Raw genomic sequence first — 16,685 nt, forward strand, 5'->3', positions numbered from 1 at the left:
CATCCGATGACCGACCACAAGGAGCCGCGATGCGTGTCGCCCTGTTCCTGACCTGTGTCAACGACACGCTGTATCCGGACACCGGGCGCGCTGTGGTGAAACTGCTGACCAGGCTGGGCGTCGACGTCGACTTCCCGATGTCCCAGACCTGCTGCGGGCAGGCGCACTACAACACCGGCTACCGGCATGAGGCGGAGCCGCTGGCCCGGCATTTCTCCGATGTCTTCCGGGACTACGAGGCGATCGTGACGCCGTCCGGATCCTGCGGGGCGATGGTGCGGGAGCTGTACCCGCGGATGGGTGAGCGGGCCCGGGCCGAGGGTCGCGGGGAGGGCCTCGCGGCCGCGCTGGCGCCCGTGGTGCCGAAGACGTACGAGCTCACGGAGTTCCTGGTGGACGTGCTGGGGGTGACGGACGTCGGGGCGTACTACCCGCACACGGTGACGTACCACCCGACCTGTCACGGACTGCGCGGCCTCGGGCTCGGCGACCGGCCGCGGTGGCTGCTCCAGGCGGTCAAGGGGCTGGAGCTGAGGGAGCTTCCGGGTGCCGACGAGTGCTGCGGCTTCGGTGGCACCTTCGCCCTGAAGAACGCCGATGTCTCGGCGGCGATGGGCACGGACAAGGTGCGCAACGCCGAGTCGACGGGCGCCGAGGTGCTGTGCGCGGCCGACAACTCCTGTCTGATGCACATCGGCGGCACGATGGGCCGGCTGGAGTCGGACATGCGGCCGGTGCACATCGCGGAGATCCTGGCGAGCACTGAGGAGGAGGCGGCCGTATGAGCGGGACGTTCGTGGGGATGCCGGCCTTCCCGAAGGCCGCGCACGAGGCCGTCAACAACAAGACCCTGCGCGGCAATCTGCGCCACGCCACGCACACCATCCGCGCCAAGCGGGCGAACGCCGTCGCCGAGGTCTCCGACTGGGCGGAGCTGCGCGAGGCGGGCAAGCGGATCAAGGACCACACGCTGCGCCATCTCGACCGCTACCTCGTGCAGTTGGAGGAGTCGGTGGTCGCGGCGGGCGGCACCGTCCACTGGGCGGCCGACGCCGACGAGGCCAACGAGATCGTCACCCAACTCGTCAAGATGACGGGCGAGTCGGAGGTCGTGAAGGTCAAGTCGATGGCCACGCAGGAGATCGGGCTCAACGAGGCCCTTCTCGAAGCGGGCATCCGCGCCTACGAGACCGATCTCGCCGAGCTGATCGTGCAGTTGGGCAAGGACCGGCCCTCGCACATCCTCGTCCCGGCCATCCACCGCAACCGGGGCGAGATCCGGGACATCTTCGAGCGTGAGATGAGCGAGTGGGGCCGCCCGGCCCCCGAGGGCCTCACCGACACGCCCGCCGAACTGGCGGAGGCGGCACGGCTGCACCTGCGGGAGAAGTTCCTGCGCGCCAAGGTCGGCATCTCCGGCGCCAACTTCATGGTCGCCGACACCGGCACCCTGGTGGTCGTGGAGTCCGAGGGCAACGGACGGATGTGCCTGACCCTGCCGGAGACGCTGATCTCGGTCGTCGGCATCGAGAAGATCGTGCCGAGCTGGCAGGACCTGGAGGTCTTCCTCCAGACGCTCCCCCGTTCCTCGACCGCCGAGCGCATGAACCCCTACACCTCGACGTGGACCGGCACGACCGACGAGGACGGGCCGCAGAACTTCCACCTCGTGCTTCTCGACAACGGCCGCTCCGACACCCTCGCCGACGAGGTCGGCCGCCAGGCGCTGCGCTGCATCCGCTGCTCGGCGTGCCTGAACGTGTGCCCGGTGTACGAGCGGGCCGGCGGGCACGCGTACGGCTCGGTGTACCCGGGCCCGATCGGCGCGATCCTCAGCCCGCAACTGCGGGGCACGGCAAGCGAGATCGACGCCTCCCTGCCGTATGCGTCGAGTCTGTGCGGGGCCTGTTACGAGGTCTGCCCGGTCGCCATCGACATCCCCGAGGTGCTGGTGCATCTGCGGGAGCGGGTGGTGCAGGGCGGTCCTGTGGTGCGCGAGGGCAACAAGGTGGTGCTCAAGCCCGCCAAGGGACACGCGGCCGAGCGGGCGGCGATGCGGGCGGCCCGCTGGGCGTTCGCCCACCCCGGTGTCCTGCGCACCGGCCAGCGGGCGGCCTCGCGGACCCGCCGTCTCCATCCGCGTACCCTGCCGGGTCCCGGCAAGGCGTGGAGCGGCACCCGGGATCTGCCGCCGGTGCCCGCGGAACCGTTCCGTGACTGGTGGCAGCGCACAGGCGGCGGCAAGGAGGGCGGCAAGTGAGCAGCAGGGAACGGATCCTGGGCCGGGTGCGGCGCGCGCTGGCCGACGCCCCGGGCGAGGATGTCCCGATCGAGCGCGCTTATCTGCGGGAGCACGGCGACCGGAGCATCGAGGAGACGGTGGAGCTGCTGGCCGAGAACCTGGCGGACTACCGGGCGATCGTGCACCGCTGCACCGCGGCCGATCTGCCGGCGACGCTCGCCGGGATGCTGGCGGCCCGGGGTGCGAAGACCGTCCTCGTGCCGCCCGGCCTTGAGTCGGCGTGGCTCGCGGACGCCGACTCCGAGCAGGTCCCGGACCGGGCCGAGAGCACCCCGCACGAACTGGACCGGGTCGACAGCGTGGTCACGGCGTGCGCGGTGGCCGTCGCCGAGACCGGCACCATCGTGCTGGACGGCGGCCCGGACCAGGGCCGCCGCCGTATCACCCTGGTGCCGGACCACCACATCTGTGTCGTACGGGTTCCGGACCAGGTCGTCTCCTCGGTGCCGCAGGCCCTCGAACGCCTCGACCCGGTACGCCCGTTGACGTGGATCTCCGGTCCTTCGGCGACCAGTGACATCGAGCTGGACCGGGTCGAGGGGGTGCACGGTCCGCGCACCCTGGAGGTGGTCCTGGTGGACACTCAGGCGAGCGAGGACGTCAACTCGTAACGGCCGGAGGGGATGTCGTACCGAGCGCTCCCCTCGTCGAAGCCCAGGTACTGCACCCCCTCCACGCGTGACAGAGGTGTGCCGCCCTCGTGCACGGAGTCGGGGTCGGCCGTGGGAATGCGCAGGGTCGCGGTGCTGTTGGCGGGGACCGCGACCCGGTGCGTGAACTCGCCCTCCCGGACCGTCCAGGCGCTGACGATCTCGCCGTACGGCGACCGGTGCGAGCCGGTGACCCGGGTGATCCTGCCGGTCGGGTCGAGGTGGGGCCGCAGGAAGAAGTGCTTGAAGCCCGGGTGGGCCGGGTCCTTGGCGATGCCGGCCATGCTCTCGTACATCCACTCCATGATCGCGCCGTAGGCGTAGTGGTTGAAGGAGTTCATCTCGACCGGCCCGAAGCCGTCCTCCTTCGAGTACGAGTTCCAGCGCTCCCAGACCGTGGTCGCGCCGTTCCTCACCGAGTACAGCCAGGACGGCATCGCGTCCTGGTGCAACACCTTGTACGCCAGCTCGACCTGGCCCTCCTCGGTGAGGACGGGGGCCAGGACGTTCACCCCGAGGAAGCCGACGGAGAGGGTGTTCTCGGCGTGGCCGACGCGGGTGCTGCCGGGGTGGGCGGCCTTGTAGTCGGCGGAGTTGCCGATGTTCTGGACGAGGAGCTCGACGATCGCGCGTCGCTGGGCCTCGGTGTCGTACAGGCCGAGTTTGAGGACCCACAGCAGCGCGGTCTGACTGTCGTCCTCGGTCCGGGTGGGGCTGCCTCCCGGGGTCCACGGCGGTGGGGAGCCGAGGCTGGAGCGGACGGTGAGCCGGCCGTCCTCGGTGTGGAGGTACTTGGTGACGAACGCCCGCTTGATGCGGGAGAAGAGGTCCTCGTAGGCGTGGGCCTCTGCGGTGCGGCCGGTGGCGCGGGCCATGTCCGTCATGAGGCGGGCGCTGTAGGCGTAGTAGGCGTCGCTGACGAGTTGGGTGCTGGTGACCTGGAAGGCCAGCCAGTCGCCGAAGATCGCTCCTTGTCCGGCGTACGTGTCGCCGGTGCGCGCGCGGATCCAGTCCATGTAGGCGGTCATCGCGTCCCAGCTGCGGTCGACGATGGTGGTGTCGCCGCTCATCTGCCACACGGTCCAGGGCACGACGACCCCGCAGTCCGCCCAACCGCTCGCCGGGACCGGCTCGTTGTAGCGGGCGCCGGGCGCGATCCAGGTGAACTGGGCGCCGTCCGCTCCGTAGGTGTGCTGGGAGTCGATCAGGATGTCCTGGAAGTGGCTCAGGAAGGCGACCGCTTCGGTGTTGTAGAGGCCGGTCTGGGCGAAGAGCTGGGTGTCGCCGGTCCAGCCGCAGCGTTCGTCGCGCTGCGGGCAGTCGGTGGGGACCCAGAGGTAGTTGCCGCGCTGGCCCCAACGGACGTTGCTGGTCAGTTGGTTGATGTCGGGGTCGTCGGTGGTGACCTGGCCGATGTCCCGGAGGGCGGAGGTGGCGACCCTGCCGGTCGCTTCGGTGAGGGTGACCGTCTCCGACGTGGTGACGGAGAGGTAGCGGAAGCCGTAGAACGTCAGGGAGTCCTCATGCGTCTCGCCCTGCGGGTCGCCCTTGAGGATGTAGGTGCTGGTCGCCCCGGCGGTGCGGAGGTTCGCCCGGTACACGGAACCCTCGGGGCCGTCCGCGCCCGCGCTGGTGTCGTTGAGCATCTCCCCCGGTCTGAAGGCGACTTCGGCTCCGGCCGGGCCGCGGAGGGTGTAGCGGGGGACGCCGACCAGGTTCTGGCCCAGGTCGATCACGGCGGTGTCGCCGGGGTGCAGGGTGAGGGGGGCGGTTGCGGCCTCGGTGGGGTCGGTGCCCGTGCGGGTGGGGTCGGCGACGAAATCGCCGCCGCCGGTGTACACGGAGATCGACCGCGGCCTGTGGTCCCACTCGGGCATCAGCCGGGCCGATTCGCCGGGGTGGGCGACCAGCCGGGAGTCGGGGAACCGGGTGGTGAAGTCGTGCTCCTCGGTCGCGGACCAGGCCGAGGTGTCGAAGCCGTTCGCGGTCCAGCCGGGCAGTTCCCGGCGGGCGTCGTAGGTCTGGCCGTCGTAGAGGTCGTCGGCGCGGTAGGGGCCGGTGTCCGTGGCCTGCCATTCCTCGCCGGGGGTGGTCACGACGGTCTGGGTCGAGCCGTCCTCGTAGCGGATCAGGAGCTTGGCCTTCAGGGCGAGGCGGTCGCCGGCCTCGGAGTAGTAGACGCTGTTGTCGGAGACACGGCTGTTGTACCAGCCGTTGCCCAGCACCGCGGCGAGGGTGACCTGCGGCTCACCCGCCACCAGGGCCGTCACGTCGTAGGTGAAGTAGTTGACGGTGGTGTCGTAGTTGGTCCAGCCCGGGGTGAGGAGCTCATACGTGCTGCCGCCGTCCTGGGGCACGGTGACCCGGCGGCCGTTGACGTAGGTCACGTACACGCCGAGCGCGGAGACGTACAGCCGGGCTTCGCGCACCCGGCCGGTCCTCAGGGCCGTCTGCCTTCTCAGGAGCGGCGAGCCGGGGCTGTTCGGCGCCTTGCCCGCCATGCTGATCCACTTCGCGCCGTCCCAGCCGCTGACGCCGTCGGTGCTGAGCAGGCCGGTCTCGAAACGGGCCGCCGGGGCGTCGGGAAGCCTGTGGCCGTTCTCGTCCCAGAGCTGGACCGTCCAGTGGTAGCGGGTCGAGGGGCGCAGCTCGGGGCCCGTGTGGCGCACGGCCACCGAGTCCGCCGAGTCGGTCCGGCCGCTGTCCCAGACGTCCGCACGGCCGTCGGCGAGCCGGTCCGGGGTGGACGCGACGAGGACGCGGTACGCCGTCTGCCGCCGGCCGCGCACCCGGGACGCGGTGCGCCAGCCGAATCGGGGGCGGGCCGCGTCCACGCCGAGCGGATCGGTGCGGTGCTCCACCGTGAGGCCCTCGACGCCGTCCGTGCTGCCGGCTCCGTCTGTCATGCCGTGGTCCCTTCGACTGCTCCCAGTTGTATCGATTCAGCTGGGTGGGCGGTTGAAGTTAACGGCAGATGACAGGGGTGTCCACCGTCCGCGCCGCGAGGTGAAACCGTTCAAGGACTGCCGCCTTGACCCACCCTCAGGTCAGCAGTAGACGATCGGGCAGCCGCGCCGCAGGGAGTGCTGGGCGGCGCGCAGGTACAGGGCCACGTAGAACGCGGCGTCGAGGTCGTCGGCCCACGGTCCCGGCCGCGCGGCCGCCACGTCCTTCACCGGCCCGTCCAGGAACCACATGGTCAGGTCGAGGTTGTCGCAGGCCTCGGGTATCTCGTCCACCGGCAGGCCGACGGCCCCCGCGAGCCGTTCGGCGAGGGCGAGCACCTGCGGGGCACCGGCGACCGTCGTCGTGTCGGCGTAGGAGTTCTCGACCGGCAGCCGGATCTCGTCGTCGAGCGCGAACGGCACCAGGAGCGACCAGCCGCAGAGCATTTGGTACTCCTCCTGCGACAGGTGCTCCCGGCACAGTGCCCCGAACCCCTCCATGGGAGGCACCAGCTTCTCCTCGAACGAGAGCCCCGCCCCGCGCACCACCCGCTCCGGTTCCTCCGGCACCGACTCGTACGGCGGCAGGCCCCGTCGGCGCAGCTCCTCGCCGAGCGCGGCGGCGAGGACGCCCTTGCCGCCCTCCTCCTCGTCCGCGTCGAACCACTCCCGCGCGCCCACGCTCACCAGGTAGATCCCCATGAGCCGAAAGTACAGCGCCCCACTGACAACGCCCCCGCGTGCTTCGGCGGCCCCTACGGCCAGGGACCGGTCAGCAGGAGTGTGGGCAGGGTGTCCTCCAGGATCCGCTCGCGGGGCAGGGTGAGGCCGAAGTGCTGCTGGAGCACCTCCAGACAGGCCCGGTGCACGACAGGGTGTTCCAGGTCGTCGTCGGGAAGTCCGGCTGCGGTGAGCCGCTCCTGGACGGCGGCGACCACGTCGGGGTCGCCCTCGGGGCTGCCGTGGCCCCAACTCCCGTCCAGGTGCAGGTTGAACGCGCACATCAGGTTCTCGTCGTGGCGGTAGGCGAAGTTCGGGGGCACCGGCTTGCCGTTCTCCTCCTCGTACTCCAGGTGGTAGACGTGCAGGCCGCCGCGGTCGACCGGTCGGCTTCCGGTGCCGAACTCGCCCTGCCAGCCGCCGTACTTGATGACGTAGGACCACTCGTCGAGCTCGCCGTGGCGCAGGGCGATGCCCTGGGCGACGTCTTCGTACAGGCCTTCCAGCAGGTCGTGCACCTGGCGGCCGGTGAGTTCGCCGATGGGGCGGGGTCTGGTGGGTCGGTGGGCGGTCTCCGCGATCCGTCTCGCCAGCGACTCCGATTCGAGGTCGGGGGCGATCACCACGCTGTAGCCGCCCCACGCGATGGACTGCGGTTCGGCGAGCCACGCTATTCCGTCGGTCATGGCGAACAACCCTGCCGCATCCGTCGAGGGGTGTCACTGAGTACACCCCCGAAGACGGGTTCTGCGCCCAATGTGCCCCGGTCCACGACTCCGTAGCTTCTTCAGCAAGGCACACGGCGTGCCGGACGAAGGGGGACGACGATGTTTCGCACAGGTTCACGAGGCACGCACGACGCGGGGCCCGCCACGGAGGCGCTGCGGCTGGTGAAGGTCAGCAGGACCTACGGCACCGACGACAGTGCCGTGACCGCTCTGGACGGGGTCACCCTGAGCCTGCGCCGGGGCACCTTCACCGCGGTGATGGGGCCGTCCGGGTCCGGCAAGTCCACGCTGCTGCAGTGCGCGGCCGGTCTCGACCGGCCGGACAGCGGGATCGTGCGGGTGGACGGCACGGAGCTGACCGGCGGTGGCGAAGCGGAGCTGACGAGGTTCCGGCGCGGGCGGGTGGGGTTCGTGTTCCAGCAGTACAACCTGCTGGAGACGCTGACGGTCGCACAGAACACCGTCCTGCCGCTGAAGCTCGCCGGCCGGAAGGTCGACCGGAGGCGGGTCAGGGAGGTCCTCACGGCTGTCGGTCTGGGCGACCGGCTCGGGCACCGGCCCGACCAGCTCTCCGGCGGTCAGCGGCAGCGGGTGGCGATCGCCCGCGCGCTGGTCACGGACCCCCGGGTGATCTTCGCGGACGAGCCGACGGGTGCCCTGGACACCCGTAGCGCGCGGGACGTGCTGCGGCTGCTCCAGGAGGCGGTGCGGGTGCACGGCCGGACCGTGGTGATGGTGACCCACGACCCGGTCGCCGCCTCCTACGCCGACTCCGTGCTGTTCCTGGCGGACGGCCGGCTCGCGGGCCGGATGGACGCGCCGACGCCCGACGCGGTGGCCGAGCGGCTCGCGCACCTGGGCGACGACATGACGACGGAGGTGTGAGCCATGTTCATGCTGGCGATGCGGTCGATACGACAACGGCCCGGACGGTTTCTCGCGACCCTGCTGGCCGCCTTCCTGGGCGCGGGGATCATCATGACGTTCAACTCGCTCTACGACACGGCGGGTCGGCCGGGTGTCGACCCGGCGAGCTCAAACACCCTGACCACCTCCGCGAGCGTGGTCGGCGGTTACGGCACCCTCCTGGTGTTCTTCGCCGTGGCGTCGACCCTGACGGTCAACGTACGTCAACGCGCGGGTGAGTTGGAGCTGCTGCGCTGTTCGGGGGCGACACCGGGGCAGATCAGGCGGATGGTGGTGGGCGAGTCCGTGGCGGTCGCCCTGATCGGTGCCGCGCTGGCGATCGGTCCTGCGATGCTCGGCGGGCGGGCGCTGCTGGACGTCTTCCAGGACAGCGGGCAGGTCGCGCAGGACGTCGACCACTCCTTCGGCCCCGTCGCGCTGCTGTCGGGCGTCGACATCACCCTGGTCGCGGCGGCGGGCGCCGCCTTCCTCGCCGTACGACGAGCCACGCGGGGGCGTCGGCAGCGGGGCCGGGCGCGCACGTACCTGGCGTACGCGGCGCTCGGTCTCGGAGCCCTGTCGGTGACCTCCACCTTCGCCTTCTCGGCGACGGACGAGGCGCTCATGGCGACGCCGGCGTACGGGGCGATCCTGCTGTCCGTGGGGTTCGCGCTGCTGGCGCCGCGGCTGCTGAAGGGTGTCCTGGACCGGTTGCCGCTGACCGGTGCGAGCGGCTGGCTGGCCGTGCGGAACCTGCGCCGGCGGGTGGACCACCTCGCCGGGATCCTGGTGTCGCTGATCCTGTTCACGGCGGTGTCGGTCGCCACGCTGTACATGCAGGCCGTGGAGAGCGACGCCATGAGGGACTCGGGTGCGGTCAAGACGGTCGACGCGAAGAACCTGGAGACACTGAACCTCACGGTCGTCGGCATCATCGTGGTGTTCGTGTGCGTGATGCTGGTCAACTCGCTGTACGCGGCGACCACTTACCGCAGCCGGGAGTTCGGTCAGCAGCGGCTGGCCGGGGCGAGCCCGGGTCAGGTGCTGGGCACGGTGGGTACGGAGGGGCTGATCCTCACGGTGGTCGGGCTGTTCTTCGGCACGGTGGCGGCGCTGGCCGGGATCATCCCGTTCACCGTCGTCCGCACCGACTCGGTGCTGCCCCACCAGGGCCTCGGCATCTGGCTGGCGGTGGTGGGGATCGCGGCGGCCGCGACGATCGGGACGAGCCTGGCCACGGCCCACCGGGTGCTGCGCACTCCGGCGGTGGAGGCGGTGGGACTGGCGGCGTGAAGGACACCGGTCGGCCCGGGGCGTCACTTCGGTGACGCCCCTTCTCGCTGCCCTCCGGCCGCGTCCACCGGCCTCGACCCCGTGACAGAAGAGGTGAACAAGCGCTTAGATAGTTGGCGGAACGAGTTCGCGCCGCCCTGGAGGCCCCGTTGCTGTTCACATCCGTCGACGACGTCTCCGCACGCCTCGCCGAGACCGGCTACCTCGCCTCGCCCGCGGTCGCCACGACCGTCTTCCTCGCCGACCGGCTCGGCAAGCCGCTCCTGGTCGAGGGTCCCGCCGGGGTCGGCAAGACGGAGCTGGCCAAGGCGGTGGCCGAGGTCGCCGGGGCGCGACTGGTCCGGCTCCAGTGTTACGAGGGCGTGGACGAGTCGCGGGCACTGTACGAGTGGAACCACGCCAAGCAGCTCCTGCGCATCAGCGCCGGCCGGGACGAGACCTGGGACGAGGCGCGCACGGACATCTTCAGCGAGGAGTTCCTGCTCTCCCGGCCCCTGCTGACGGCGATCCGCGGTGACGAGCCCAAGGTCCTGCTGATCGACGAGACCGACAAGGCGGACGTCGAGGTCGAGGGCCTGCTCCTGGAGGTGCTCTCCGACTTCCAGGTCACCGTCCCCGAGCTCGGCACGATCACCGCGTCCCGCCGCCCCTTCGTCGTCCTGACCTCCAACGCCAGCCGCGAGCTGTCGGAGGCCCTGCGCCGCCGCTGCCTGTTCCTGCACATCGGGTTCCCGGAGGAGGAGCTGGAGCGTCGGATCGTACGGCTGAAGGTGCCGGGCCTCGACGAGACGCTGGCGAAGTCCGTGGTGCGGGTCGTGGGGGCGCTGCGGGCCATGGACCTGCGCAAGGTGCCCTCGGTCGCGGAGACCATCGACTGGGCACGCACGCTGCTCGCGCTCGGCGCGGACCACCTCGACGAGACGGTCGTACGGGACAGCCTGGGCGTGCTCCTCAAGCACCAGGACGACATCCTCAAGGCCGGGGCCAAGCTCGACCTGGACGCGGTGTGAGCACCGCCGAGCGGCTCACCTCCCTGGTCGGCGCCCTGCGCGCGCACGGCGTGCGGATCGGGACGGGCGAGACGGTGGACGCGGCGCAGGCGGTCGAGGCGCTCGGGTTCGCCGACCGCGAGCGGCTGCGGGAGGGGCTTGCGGCGACCCTGCTGCACAGCACCGCGCAACGGCGGGTGTTCGACCCGGTCTTCGACCTGTACTTCCCGCGGGGCGTCGGCGCGCCCGAGACCGGGCCGGCGGACCGGGAGGACCTGCGCGAGCGTCTCGCCGGGGCCCTCGCCGCGAACGACGAGACCCTGATGGCCCGCCTCGCGGCGGAGGCCGTCGACGGGTTCGGCGGATACGGCAACTCCCCCTCCTCCGACGGCTGGTCCTCGTACCAGGCCCTGGACCGGCTGCGCCCGCAGACGCTGCTCGCGCGCGTCCGGGACGACGTGCGGGCGCGGCAGGGCATGTCCGGGTTCACGGACCGGCTCCTCGAGGACGAGATCCGGGGGCGCATCGAGGCGTTCCGCGCGCTGGTGGCGGCCGAGGCCCGGCGGCGGGTGGCGGAGCGACGGGACCGGGACGAGATCGCGCGGCGGGCGGTGGCCCCGACCACCGACCGGGTCGACTTCCTGTTCGCCGGGAAGGACCGGCTGGCCGAACTGCGGCGCACGGTCCAGCCGTTGGCCCGCAAGCTCGCCACCCGGCTGGCGGCCCGCCGTCGTCGTGCCGCGCGGGGCAGTATCGATCTACGGCGGACCCTGCGCGGTTCGCTGTCGACGGGCGGGGTGCCGATGAAGCCGGTGCTGCGGCGGCGCAGGCCGGCCCGTCCCGAACTGGTGCTGCTGTGCGATGTGTCGGGCTCGGTGTCGGGGTTCTCGGACTTCACGATGCTGCTGGTGCAGGCGCTGCACGACCAGTTCAGCAAGGTGCGGGTGTTCGCCTTCGTCAATCGCATCGACGAGGTGACCCGGCTCCTCGAACACGGGGCGGCGGACGCGGAGGGGCTCGGCGCCCGTATCCGCGCCGAGGCCAGGCTCACGGGGTGGCACGGCAGCAGCGACTACGGTGTGGCGCTGGGCGAGTTCGCGTCGCTGTACGGGGACGCGCTGAGCCCGCGCACGACGGTGTTCGTGCTCGGTGACGCCCGCACCAACATGAGCGACCCGAACCTGCCCGCCCTCCGGGAGATCACCGAACGGGCGCGCCGCGTCCACTGGTTGAACCCGGAGGCACGTGCGCAGTGGGGCACGGGTGACTCGGCGGCTTACGAGTACGCCGAGTTGGTGGAGATGCACGAGTGCCGCAATGTCCGGCAGCTGAGCGCGCTGGTGGGGCGACTGCTGCCGATCTGAGCGGCAGGGCCGCGGGCCGCGCCGGATGCCGTCGGGCCGGGCGGGGGGGGTGACGGCGAGGCCTCCCAGAAGGTTGCTGTCCGGTGCGCCGCCCCGAACCTGTGAGCCGGGGTCGCCGGCCCGGTGCCGGAGCGTGGGCTCCCGTGCACGCACCCGGCGACAACGACCGTCACCGCCCCGAAAACCGGCCGCACCGGGAACGGCGGGCCGACGCGGCCTCGATGCGAGCACCCACCGGCGCACCCGCGCCACGCGTCCGGGCGCCTCAGGCCGCCAACTGCGCAGCCCCGCGAAATACCGAGTGAGTTCCCGACACCCACCCGGCGACGACGACCGTCACCGCCCCGAAAACCGGCCGCACCGGGAACGGCGGGCCGACGCGGCCCCGCCTGGAGCACCCACCGGCGCACCCGCGCCACGCGTCCGGGCGCCTCAGACCGCCAACTGCGCAGCCCCGCGAAATACCGAGTGAGTTCCCGACACACACACGGCGACAACGACCGTCACCGCCCCGGAGACCGGCCGCACCGGGAACGGCGGGCCGACGCGGCCCCGATGCGAGCACCCACCGCCGGTTCGCGCCGTGCGTCCGGGATCAGTCCGCCAATGGCGCCAGCCCGGTGCCCCTTACGTGGGTTCCCTGACACACATCCGGCGACAACGACCGTCACCGCCCCGGAGACCGGCCGCGCCGGAGACGGCGGGCCAGTGCACCCCCGGTGGGAGCGCGGGGCCGCGCGTCCGGGTGTCTCAGGCCGCCAACTGCGGGTACAGCGCGGCGAGATCCGCGGCGAGGCCGGCCTTCACCTGTCGGGTCAGGTCATCGGCGAGGACCTCGAAGGCGCCGGACTCGATGCCGTCGAGGGCCTGCGCGGCCACGCTCTCGGGAGTGACCTTCGGGGCGTCGATCTTCGCGGTCATGTCCGTGTCGACGTACCCGACGTGCAGCCCGGTGACCTCGATGCCGCGCGGCTTCAGGTCCAGACGCAGGGAGTTGGTCTGCGACCACAGGGCGGCCTTGGAGGCGCTGTAGGAGCCGGCGACGCCGAGCCAGGACAGCACCGAGTGGACGTTGAGGAGGTGCCCGCCGCCGTTGCATTCGATGACCGGGACGAACGCGCGGGTCACGAGGAGCGGGCCGTAGAAGTTGGTCTCGAACTCGCGGCGGACGTCCTCGACGGGGGCGTCCAGGAAGCTCGCGCTCACGGCCGCGCCGGCGTTGTTGATCAGCAGGGTGACGTCCTGGGCCTGTTCGGCGGCGGCCGCGACGGAGGCGGGGTCGCTCACCTCCAGGGCCAGCGGCACCGCGTCCGGGTGGGTCACGGTCCGCGGGTCGCGGGCGGTGGCGTACACCTTCTTCGCGCCACGCTCGTACAGGGCGGTCACCAGCGCCCGGCCGATGCCGCGGCTGCCGCCGGTGACCAGGGCGACGGAACCTGCGATGGTGGTCATGGGAGCCTCCAGAGCGTCGGGAAACCGATCGGTTTAACTACGACCCCCACAGTAAACCGATCGGTTTCCGATGGCAAGCCGAGGCCTCTTCCCTACGCTCCCAAGCGACGGAGGGGGTCGCATGAAGGCAGTCGTCCAGGACCGGTACGGCTCGGCGGACACGCTGGAGCTGCGGGAGGTCGAGCGGCCCGTGCCGGCCGCCGACGAGGTGCTCGTGCGGGTGCACGCGGCCTCGGTCAACGCCTACGACTGGCACTACCTGCGCGGCGACCCGAAGATCGCCCGGCTGTCGTTCGGACTGCGCCCGCCGAAGGTGCGGATCCGGGGCCGGGACTTCGCGGGCCGCGTCGAGGCGGTCGGCGCCGAGGTCAAGGGGCTGCATCCGGGCGACGAGGTGTACGGCGAGGCGGACGGGACGTTCGCCGAGTTCGTGTGCGCGAAGGACAGCGCGACGGACCTCAAGCCCGCCGGCCTCTCCTTCGAGCAGGCGGCCGCGATGCCGCTGGCCGCGAACACTGCCCTCATCGGACTGCGGGACGTGGCCGGAGTCAGGGCCGGACAGTCCGTCCTGGTGAACGGCGCGTCGGGAGGTGTGGGGACGTTCGCCGTGCAGATCGCGAAGGCGTACGGCGCCGAGGTGACCGGCGTGTGCGGTGCGCGCAACGTCGAGCTCGTCGGATCCCTCGGGGCGGACCAGATCGTCGACTACACCCGGGAGGACTTCGCCCGCACCGGGCGCCGCTACGACGTCGTACTGGACCTGGTGGGCAATCGTTCACTGCGCGATCTGCGGCGCGCGACGGCTCCCGCCGGAACGGTCGTGCTGTCCGGCGGGGGTGTGTACGAGGGCGGCAGCGTCCTCGGCCCGGTACGGCTCACGCTCCGGGGACTGCTCCTGTCCCCCTTCGTCCGGCAGCGGGTGCTCCAGCTCCCGGCGAAGGCGCGCAAGGACAACCTGGCCGCCCTGCGGGAACTCGCCGAGGCGGGGAAGATCGCCCCGGCCGTCGAGCGGATGTATCCGCTGAGCCAGGCGGCCGAGGCCATCCGGCATCTGGAGGTGGAGCACGCACGCGCGAAGATCGTCGTCACGGTGTGAACCGTGACGGTACGGAAGCGGCGTGTCGCCTCACTTGCCCTTCGCGTAGTCCTTCGCCATGCCACCGGCGAAGTCGTAGACCACGCACTGCTCGTCGCCGACGACCCAGGCGTCGTGCCCGGGTGACACCACGAAGATGTCCCCGGGGCCCACTTCGCCCTCGCCGCCCTCGTCCATGACGATGTGCATGCGGCCCTGGACCACATAGCCGTTGTGGTGGACCTCGCAGCTCGTGGTCCCCGCTAGGGGTGCCACGGACTCGGACCAGCGCCAGCCCGGTTCGAAGGTGGCCACGGCGAAGTCCAGTCCGCTCATGTGGACCGCCTCGAGGTGGCCCCGCGGGAAATCGCGGCGCTCGTCCGGCTTGTCGAGCGTCTTCACCTCAAACATGACGGCTCTCCCTTCCGGCCGTGTTGCGGTACGGCCGGGGCCGGTCTCCGTCTCCCGCCCTTCCTGGGCGGCACCGGCGGGGGCCGCGCCCCATCACCCCATCGTCCGCCTGTCCACTCGGGCCTGCCATTCGAGTGAGGATGCCCGGTCACTCCCCGCCCGGTCACTCCCCGCCCGCGCAGAGCCGCGCGAAGCGGTCCGCGTCGACATTGCCACCGGAGACGATCACCCCGATCCGGTCCGGGAGGCCGCTCACCCGCCCGCTGAGCAGGGCGGCCAGCGGGCTCGCACCGCTCGGTTCGACGACGATCTTCAGCCGCTCGAAGGCGAACCGCATGGCCGCGCGGATCTCGTCGTCGGAGACCAGCGCGATCTCGTCGACCAGCCGCCGGTTCACCGAGAAGGTCAGTTCGCCGGGCGTGTGCAGGGCCTGTCCGTCGGCGATGGTCTTAGGCACCGGGATGCTGACGCGCCGCCCCGCCTCCAGGGACCGCTTGGTGTCGTCGCCGGCCTCCGGTTCCACGCCGACCATACGGATGCCCGGGTGCAGGCCCTTGGCGGCGGTCGCGCTCCCCGCCATCAGCCCGCCGCCTCCGACCGGGGTGAGCAGGGCGCCCAACTCCCCTACTTCCTCAAGGAGTTCGAGAGCGGCGGTGCCCTGTCCCGCCATCACGTGCGGGTGCTCGTACGGCGGGATGAGCGCCAGGCCCCGCTCGGCGGCCAGGGCAGCCGCGATGGCCTCGCGGTCGCCGGTGTAGCGGTCGTACGTGACGATCTCGGCGCCGTAGCCCTCGGTGGCCGCCCGCTTGGAGCCGGGGGCGTCCTCGGGCATGACGATCACCGCGGTGGTGCCGAGTTCGCGGGCGGCCAGGGCGACCGCCTGGGCGTGGTTCCCGGAGGAGTAGGCGGCGATGCCCCGGGCCAGCTGCTGCGGGCTGAGCCGGGAGGCCGCGTTGTAGGCGCCGCGGAACTTGAAGGCACCGACCCGCTGGAAGTTCTCGCACTTGAGGAAGACCTCGGCGCCGACCAGGGCGTCGAGGGTCCGTGAGCGCAGCACCGGGGTGCGGTGCGCGACGCCCTGGAGCCGGGTGGCCGCGTCCCGGACGTCGTCCAGGGTGACCGGCGGGGTGGTGGTCGTCACGGGTGCCCTCCAGTGTGCGCCTGTTTGCGGGACTGGGACAGATAGCTGTAGGCGGAGGCGCGGGAGATCCCGAGCCGTCCGGCGACCTGTTCGATCGCCCGCCGGACGGCGAAGACGCCCCGTTCGTCCAGGCTGCGGAACAGGTCCAGGCGAGCGGCGCGGTCGAGCAGCGCCCACGACTGGTGCCGGTGCGTGTCGAGCATGACGTCGACGACGGAGTCGATGTCGTCGCCGAAGGTGGTGACGGGCGGTTCCCCGAGGGCCGTGCCGATGCCCGCCAGGGCTCCCAGCAGGGCATGGACCTCGCTCGCCGCGGTGACGTCGACATTGAGGCACAACGCGCCGAAGACCGCGCCCGAGGAGTCCCGCAGCAGCATCGTCGACGACTTGACGAGCTTGCCGGTGTCGGTGCGGGTGACGTAGTTGAGCTCGTCGGCCGCCTCGTCGCCCCGGGCCACCATCCGCAGGCCGATCTCGCTCATCGCCCCGCCCACCGTGCGCCCGGTCACCGAGCCGGCGATGGCCACCACCGAGTTCTCCGGTCTCCGGTAGTCGTGCAGCACCGCCTCGCACACCGGCCCGAAGGTCGCCGCGATCCCGTCGACGACCGACGTCAGCGCGGAGATGATCGCGTCCCGCTCGGCCTCCATGACACCCTCCCGCCTCCACCTGTCCATCTAGACTAACAGTCCAGCTGCTGGACAACCAG

At 71.5% G+C, this 16,685-nt stretch carries 15 protein-coding genes; 8 read left to right on the forward strand and 7 right to left on the reverse strand.

Annotated features, from left to right (window positions below):
• The first annotated feature begins 29 nt into the window (after positions 1-29).
• The 3 genes from ABZ098_RS40755 to ABZ098_RS40765 are packed head-to-tail and all read left to right on the forward strand — an operon-like array spanning position 30 to position 2,913.
• On the forward strand, positions 30-785 hold the full coding sequence (locus tag ABZ098_RS40755; RefSeq protein WP_356599349.1) for a (Fe-S)-binding protein: 756 nt from the start codon (positions 30-32) through the stop codon (positions 783-785).
• On the forward strand, positions 782-2,260 hold the full coding sequence (locus ABZ098_RS40760) for a LutB/LldF family L-lactate oxidation iron-sulfur protein (RefSeq protein WP_356599351.1): 1,479 nt from the start codon (positions 782-784) through the stop codon (positions 2,258-2,260). Before ABZ098_RS40755 ends, ABZ098_RS40760 begins: the two co-directional genes overlap by 4 nt.
• Positions 2,257-2,913, forward strand: a complete 657-nt coding sequence (locus ABZ098_RS40765; RefSeq protein ID WP_356599353.1) for an LUD domain-containing protein — start codon at positions 2,257-2,259, stop codon at positions 2,911-2,913. Before ABZ098_RS40760 ends, ABZ098_RS40765 begins: the two co-directional genes overlap by 4 nt.
• Here the strand turns inward: ABZ098_RS40765 and ABZ098_RS40770 are convergent.
• The 3 genes from ABZ098_RS40770 to ABZ098_RS40780 all read right to left on the reverse strand — a co-directional run bounded on the left by ABZ098_RS40770 (position 2,886) and on the right by ABZ098_RS40780 (position 7,303).
• Positions 2,886-5,858 carry a family 78 glycoside hydrolase catalytic domain gene (locus ABZ098_RS40770; RefSeq protein ID WP_356599355.1) on the reverse strand — a complete coding sequence of 991 codons (2,973 nt, stop codon included), beginning with the start codon at positions 5,856-5,858 and terminating at the stop codon, positions 2,886-2,888. The two genes, ABZ098_RS40765 and ABZ098_RS40770, sit on opposite strands and share 28 nt — an antisense overlap.
• 141 nt (positions 5,859-5,999) lie before the next feature.
• A complete protein-coding gene (locus ABZ098_RS40775) occupies positions 6,000-6,599 on the reverse strand; it encodes a hypothetical protein (protein WP_356599357.1) in 600 nt (199 codons plus the stop codon).
• Positions 6,600-6,652: 53 nt separating this feature from the next.
• The gene (locus ABZ098_RS40780) at positions 6,653-7,303 is read right to left on the reverse strand and encodes a hypothetical protein (protein WP_356599359.1); all 651 of its coding nucleotides are present in this window, start codon (positions 7,301-7,303) and stop codon (positions 6,653-6,655) included.
• Between the two features lie 141 nt (positions 7,304-7,444).
• Between ABZ098_RS40780 and ABZ098_RS40785 the strand changes: the two genes are divergently transcribed.
• The 4 genes from ABZ098_RS40785 (at position 7,445) to ABZ098_RS40800 (ending at position 11,897) form a co-directional block, all read left to right on the forward strand.
• Positions 7,445-8,230 carry an ABC transporter ATP-binding protein gene (locus tag ABZ098_RS40785; protein WP_356599361.1) on the forward strand — a complete coding sequence of 262 codons (786 nt, stop codon included), beginning with the start codon at positions 7,445-7,447 and terminating at the stop codon, positions 8,228-8,230.
• A 3-nt stretch (positions 8,231-8,233) separates the two neighbouring features.
• The gene (locus ABZ098_RS40790; RefSeq protein ID WP_356599362.1) at positions 8,234-9,544 is read left to right on the forward strand and encodes an FtsX-like permease family protein; all 1,311 of its coding nucleotides are present in this window, start codon (positions 8,234-8,236) and stop codon (positions 9,542-9,544) included.
• A 152-nt stretch (positions 9,545-9,696) separates the two neighbouring features.
• Positions 9,697-10,554, forward strand: a complete 858-nt coding sequence (locus ABZ098_RS40795; protein ID WP_028807604.1) for a MoxR family ATPase — start codon at positions 9,697-9,699, stop codon at positions 10,552-10,554.
• Positions 10,551-11,897: a VWA domain-containing protein gene (locus ABZ098_RS40800; protein WP_356599364.1), complete on the forward strand. Its 1,347-nt coding sequence runs from the start codon at positions 10,551-10,553 to the stop codon at positions 11,895-11,897. Before ABZ098_RS40795 ends, ABZ098_RS40800 begins: the two co-directional genes overlap by 4 nt.
• 750 nt (positions 11,898-12,647) lie before the next feature.
• Here the strand turns inward: ABZ098_RS40800 and ABZ098_RS40805 are convergent.
• Positions 12,648-13,349, reverse strand: a complete 702-nt coding sequence (locus tag ABZ098_RS40805; protein ID WP_356599366.1) for an SDR family oxidoreductase — start codon at positions 13,347-13,349, stop codon at positions 12,648-12,650.
• 121 nt (positions 13,350-13,470) lie between these two features.
• Between ABZ098_RS40805 and ABZ098_RS40810 the strand changes: the two genes are divergently transcribed.
• Entirely contained in the window at positions 13,471-14,445 is a 975-nt protein-coding gene (locus tag ABZ098_RS40810; RefSeq protein ID WP_356599368.1) for an NAD(P)-dependent alcohol dehydrogenase, read from the forward strand.
• 30 nt (positions 14,446-14,475) lie between these two features.
• Here the strand turns inward: ABZ098_RS40810 and ABZ098_RS40815 are convergent, their stop codons facing one another.
• The 3 genes from ABZ098_RS40815 to ABZ098_RS40825 form a co-directional block, all read right to left on the reverse strand.
• Positions 14,476-14,835 carry a cupin domain-containing protein gene (locus ABZ098_RS40815; RefSeq protein ID WP_356599370.1) on the reverse strand — a complete coding sequence of 120 codons (360 nt, stop codon included), beginning with the start codon at positions 14,833-14,835 and terminating at the stop codon, positions 14,476-14,478.
• A gap of 163 nt (positions 14,836-14,998) precedes the next feature.
• Positions 14,999-15,976: a threo-3-hydroxy-L-aspartate ammonia-lyase gene (locus tag ABZ098_RS40820; protein ID WP_356599372.1), complete on the reverse strand. Its 978-nt coding sequence runs from the start codon at positions 15,974-15,976 to the stop codon at positions 14,999-15,001.
• Positions 15,973-16,626 (reverse strand): PAS domain-containing protein, encoded by a 654-nt coding sequence (locus tag ABZ098_RS40825; protein ID WP_356599374.1) that lies wholly within the window; start codon positions 16,624-16,626, stop codon positions 15,973-15,975. The genes ABZ098_RS40820 and ABZ098_RS40825 overlap by 4 nt, the downstream gene beginning before the upstream one ends.
• Between the last annotated feature and the right edge of the window lie 59 nt (positions 16,627-16,685).

The sequence above is a fragment of the Streptomyces sp. NPDC006335 genome, from assembly GCF_040612795.1.
Taxonomy (GTDB): domain Bacteria; phylum Actinomycetota; class Actinomycetes; order Streptomycetales; family Streptomycetaceae; genus Streptomyces.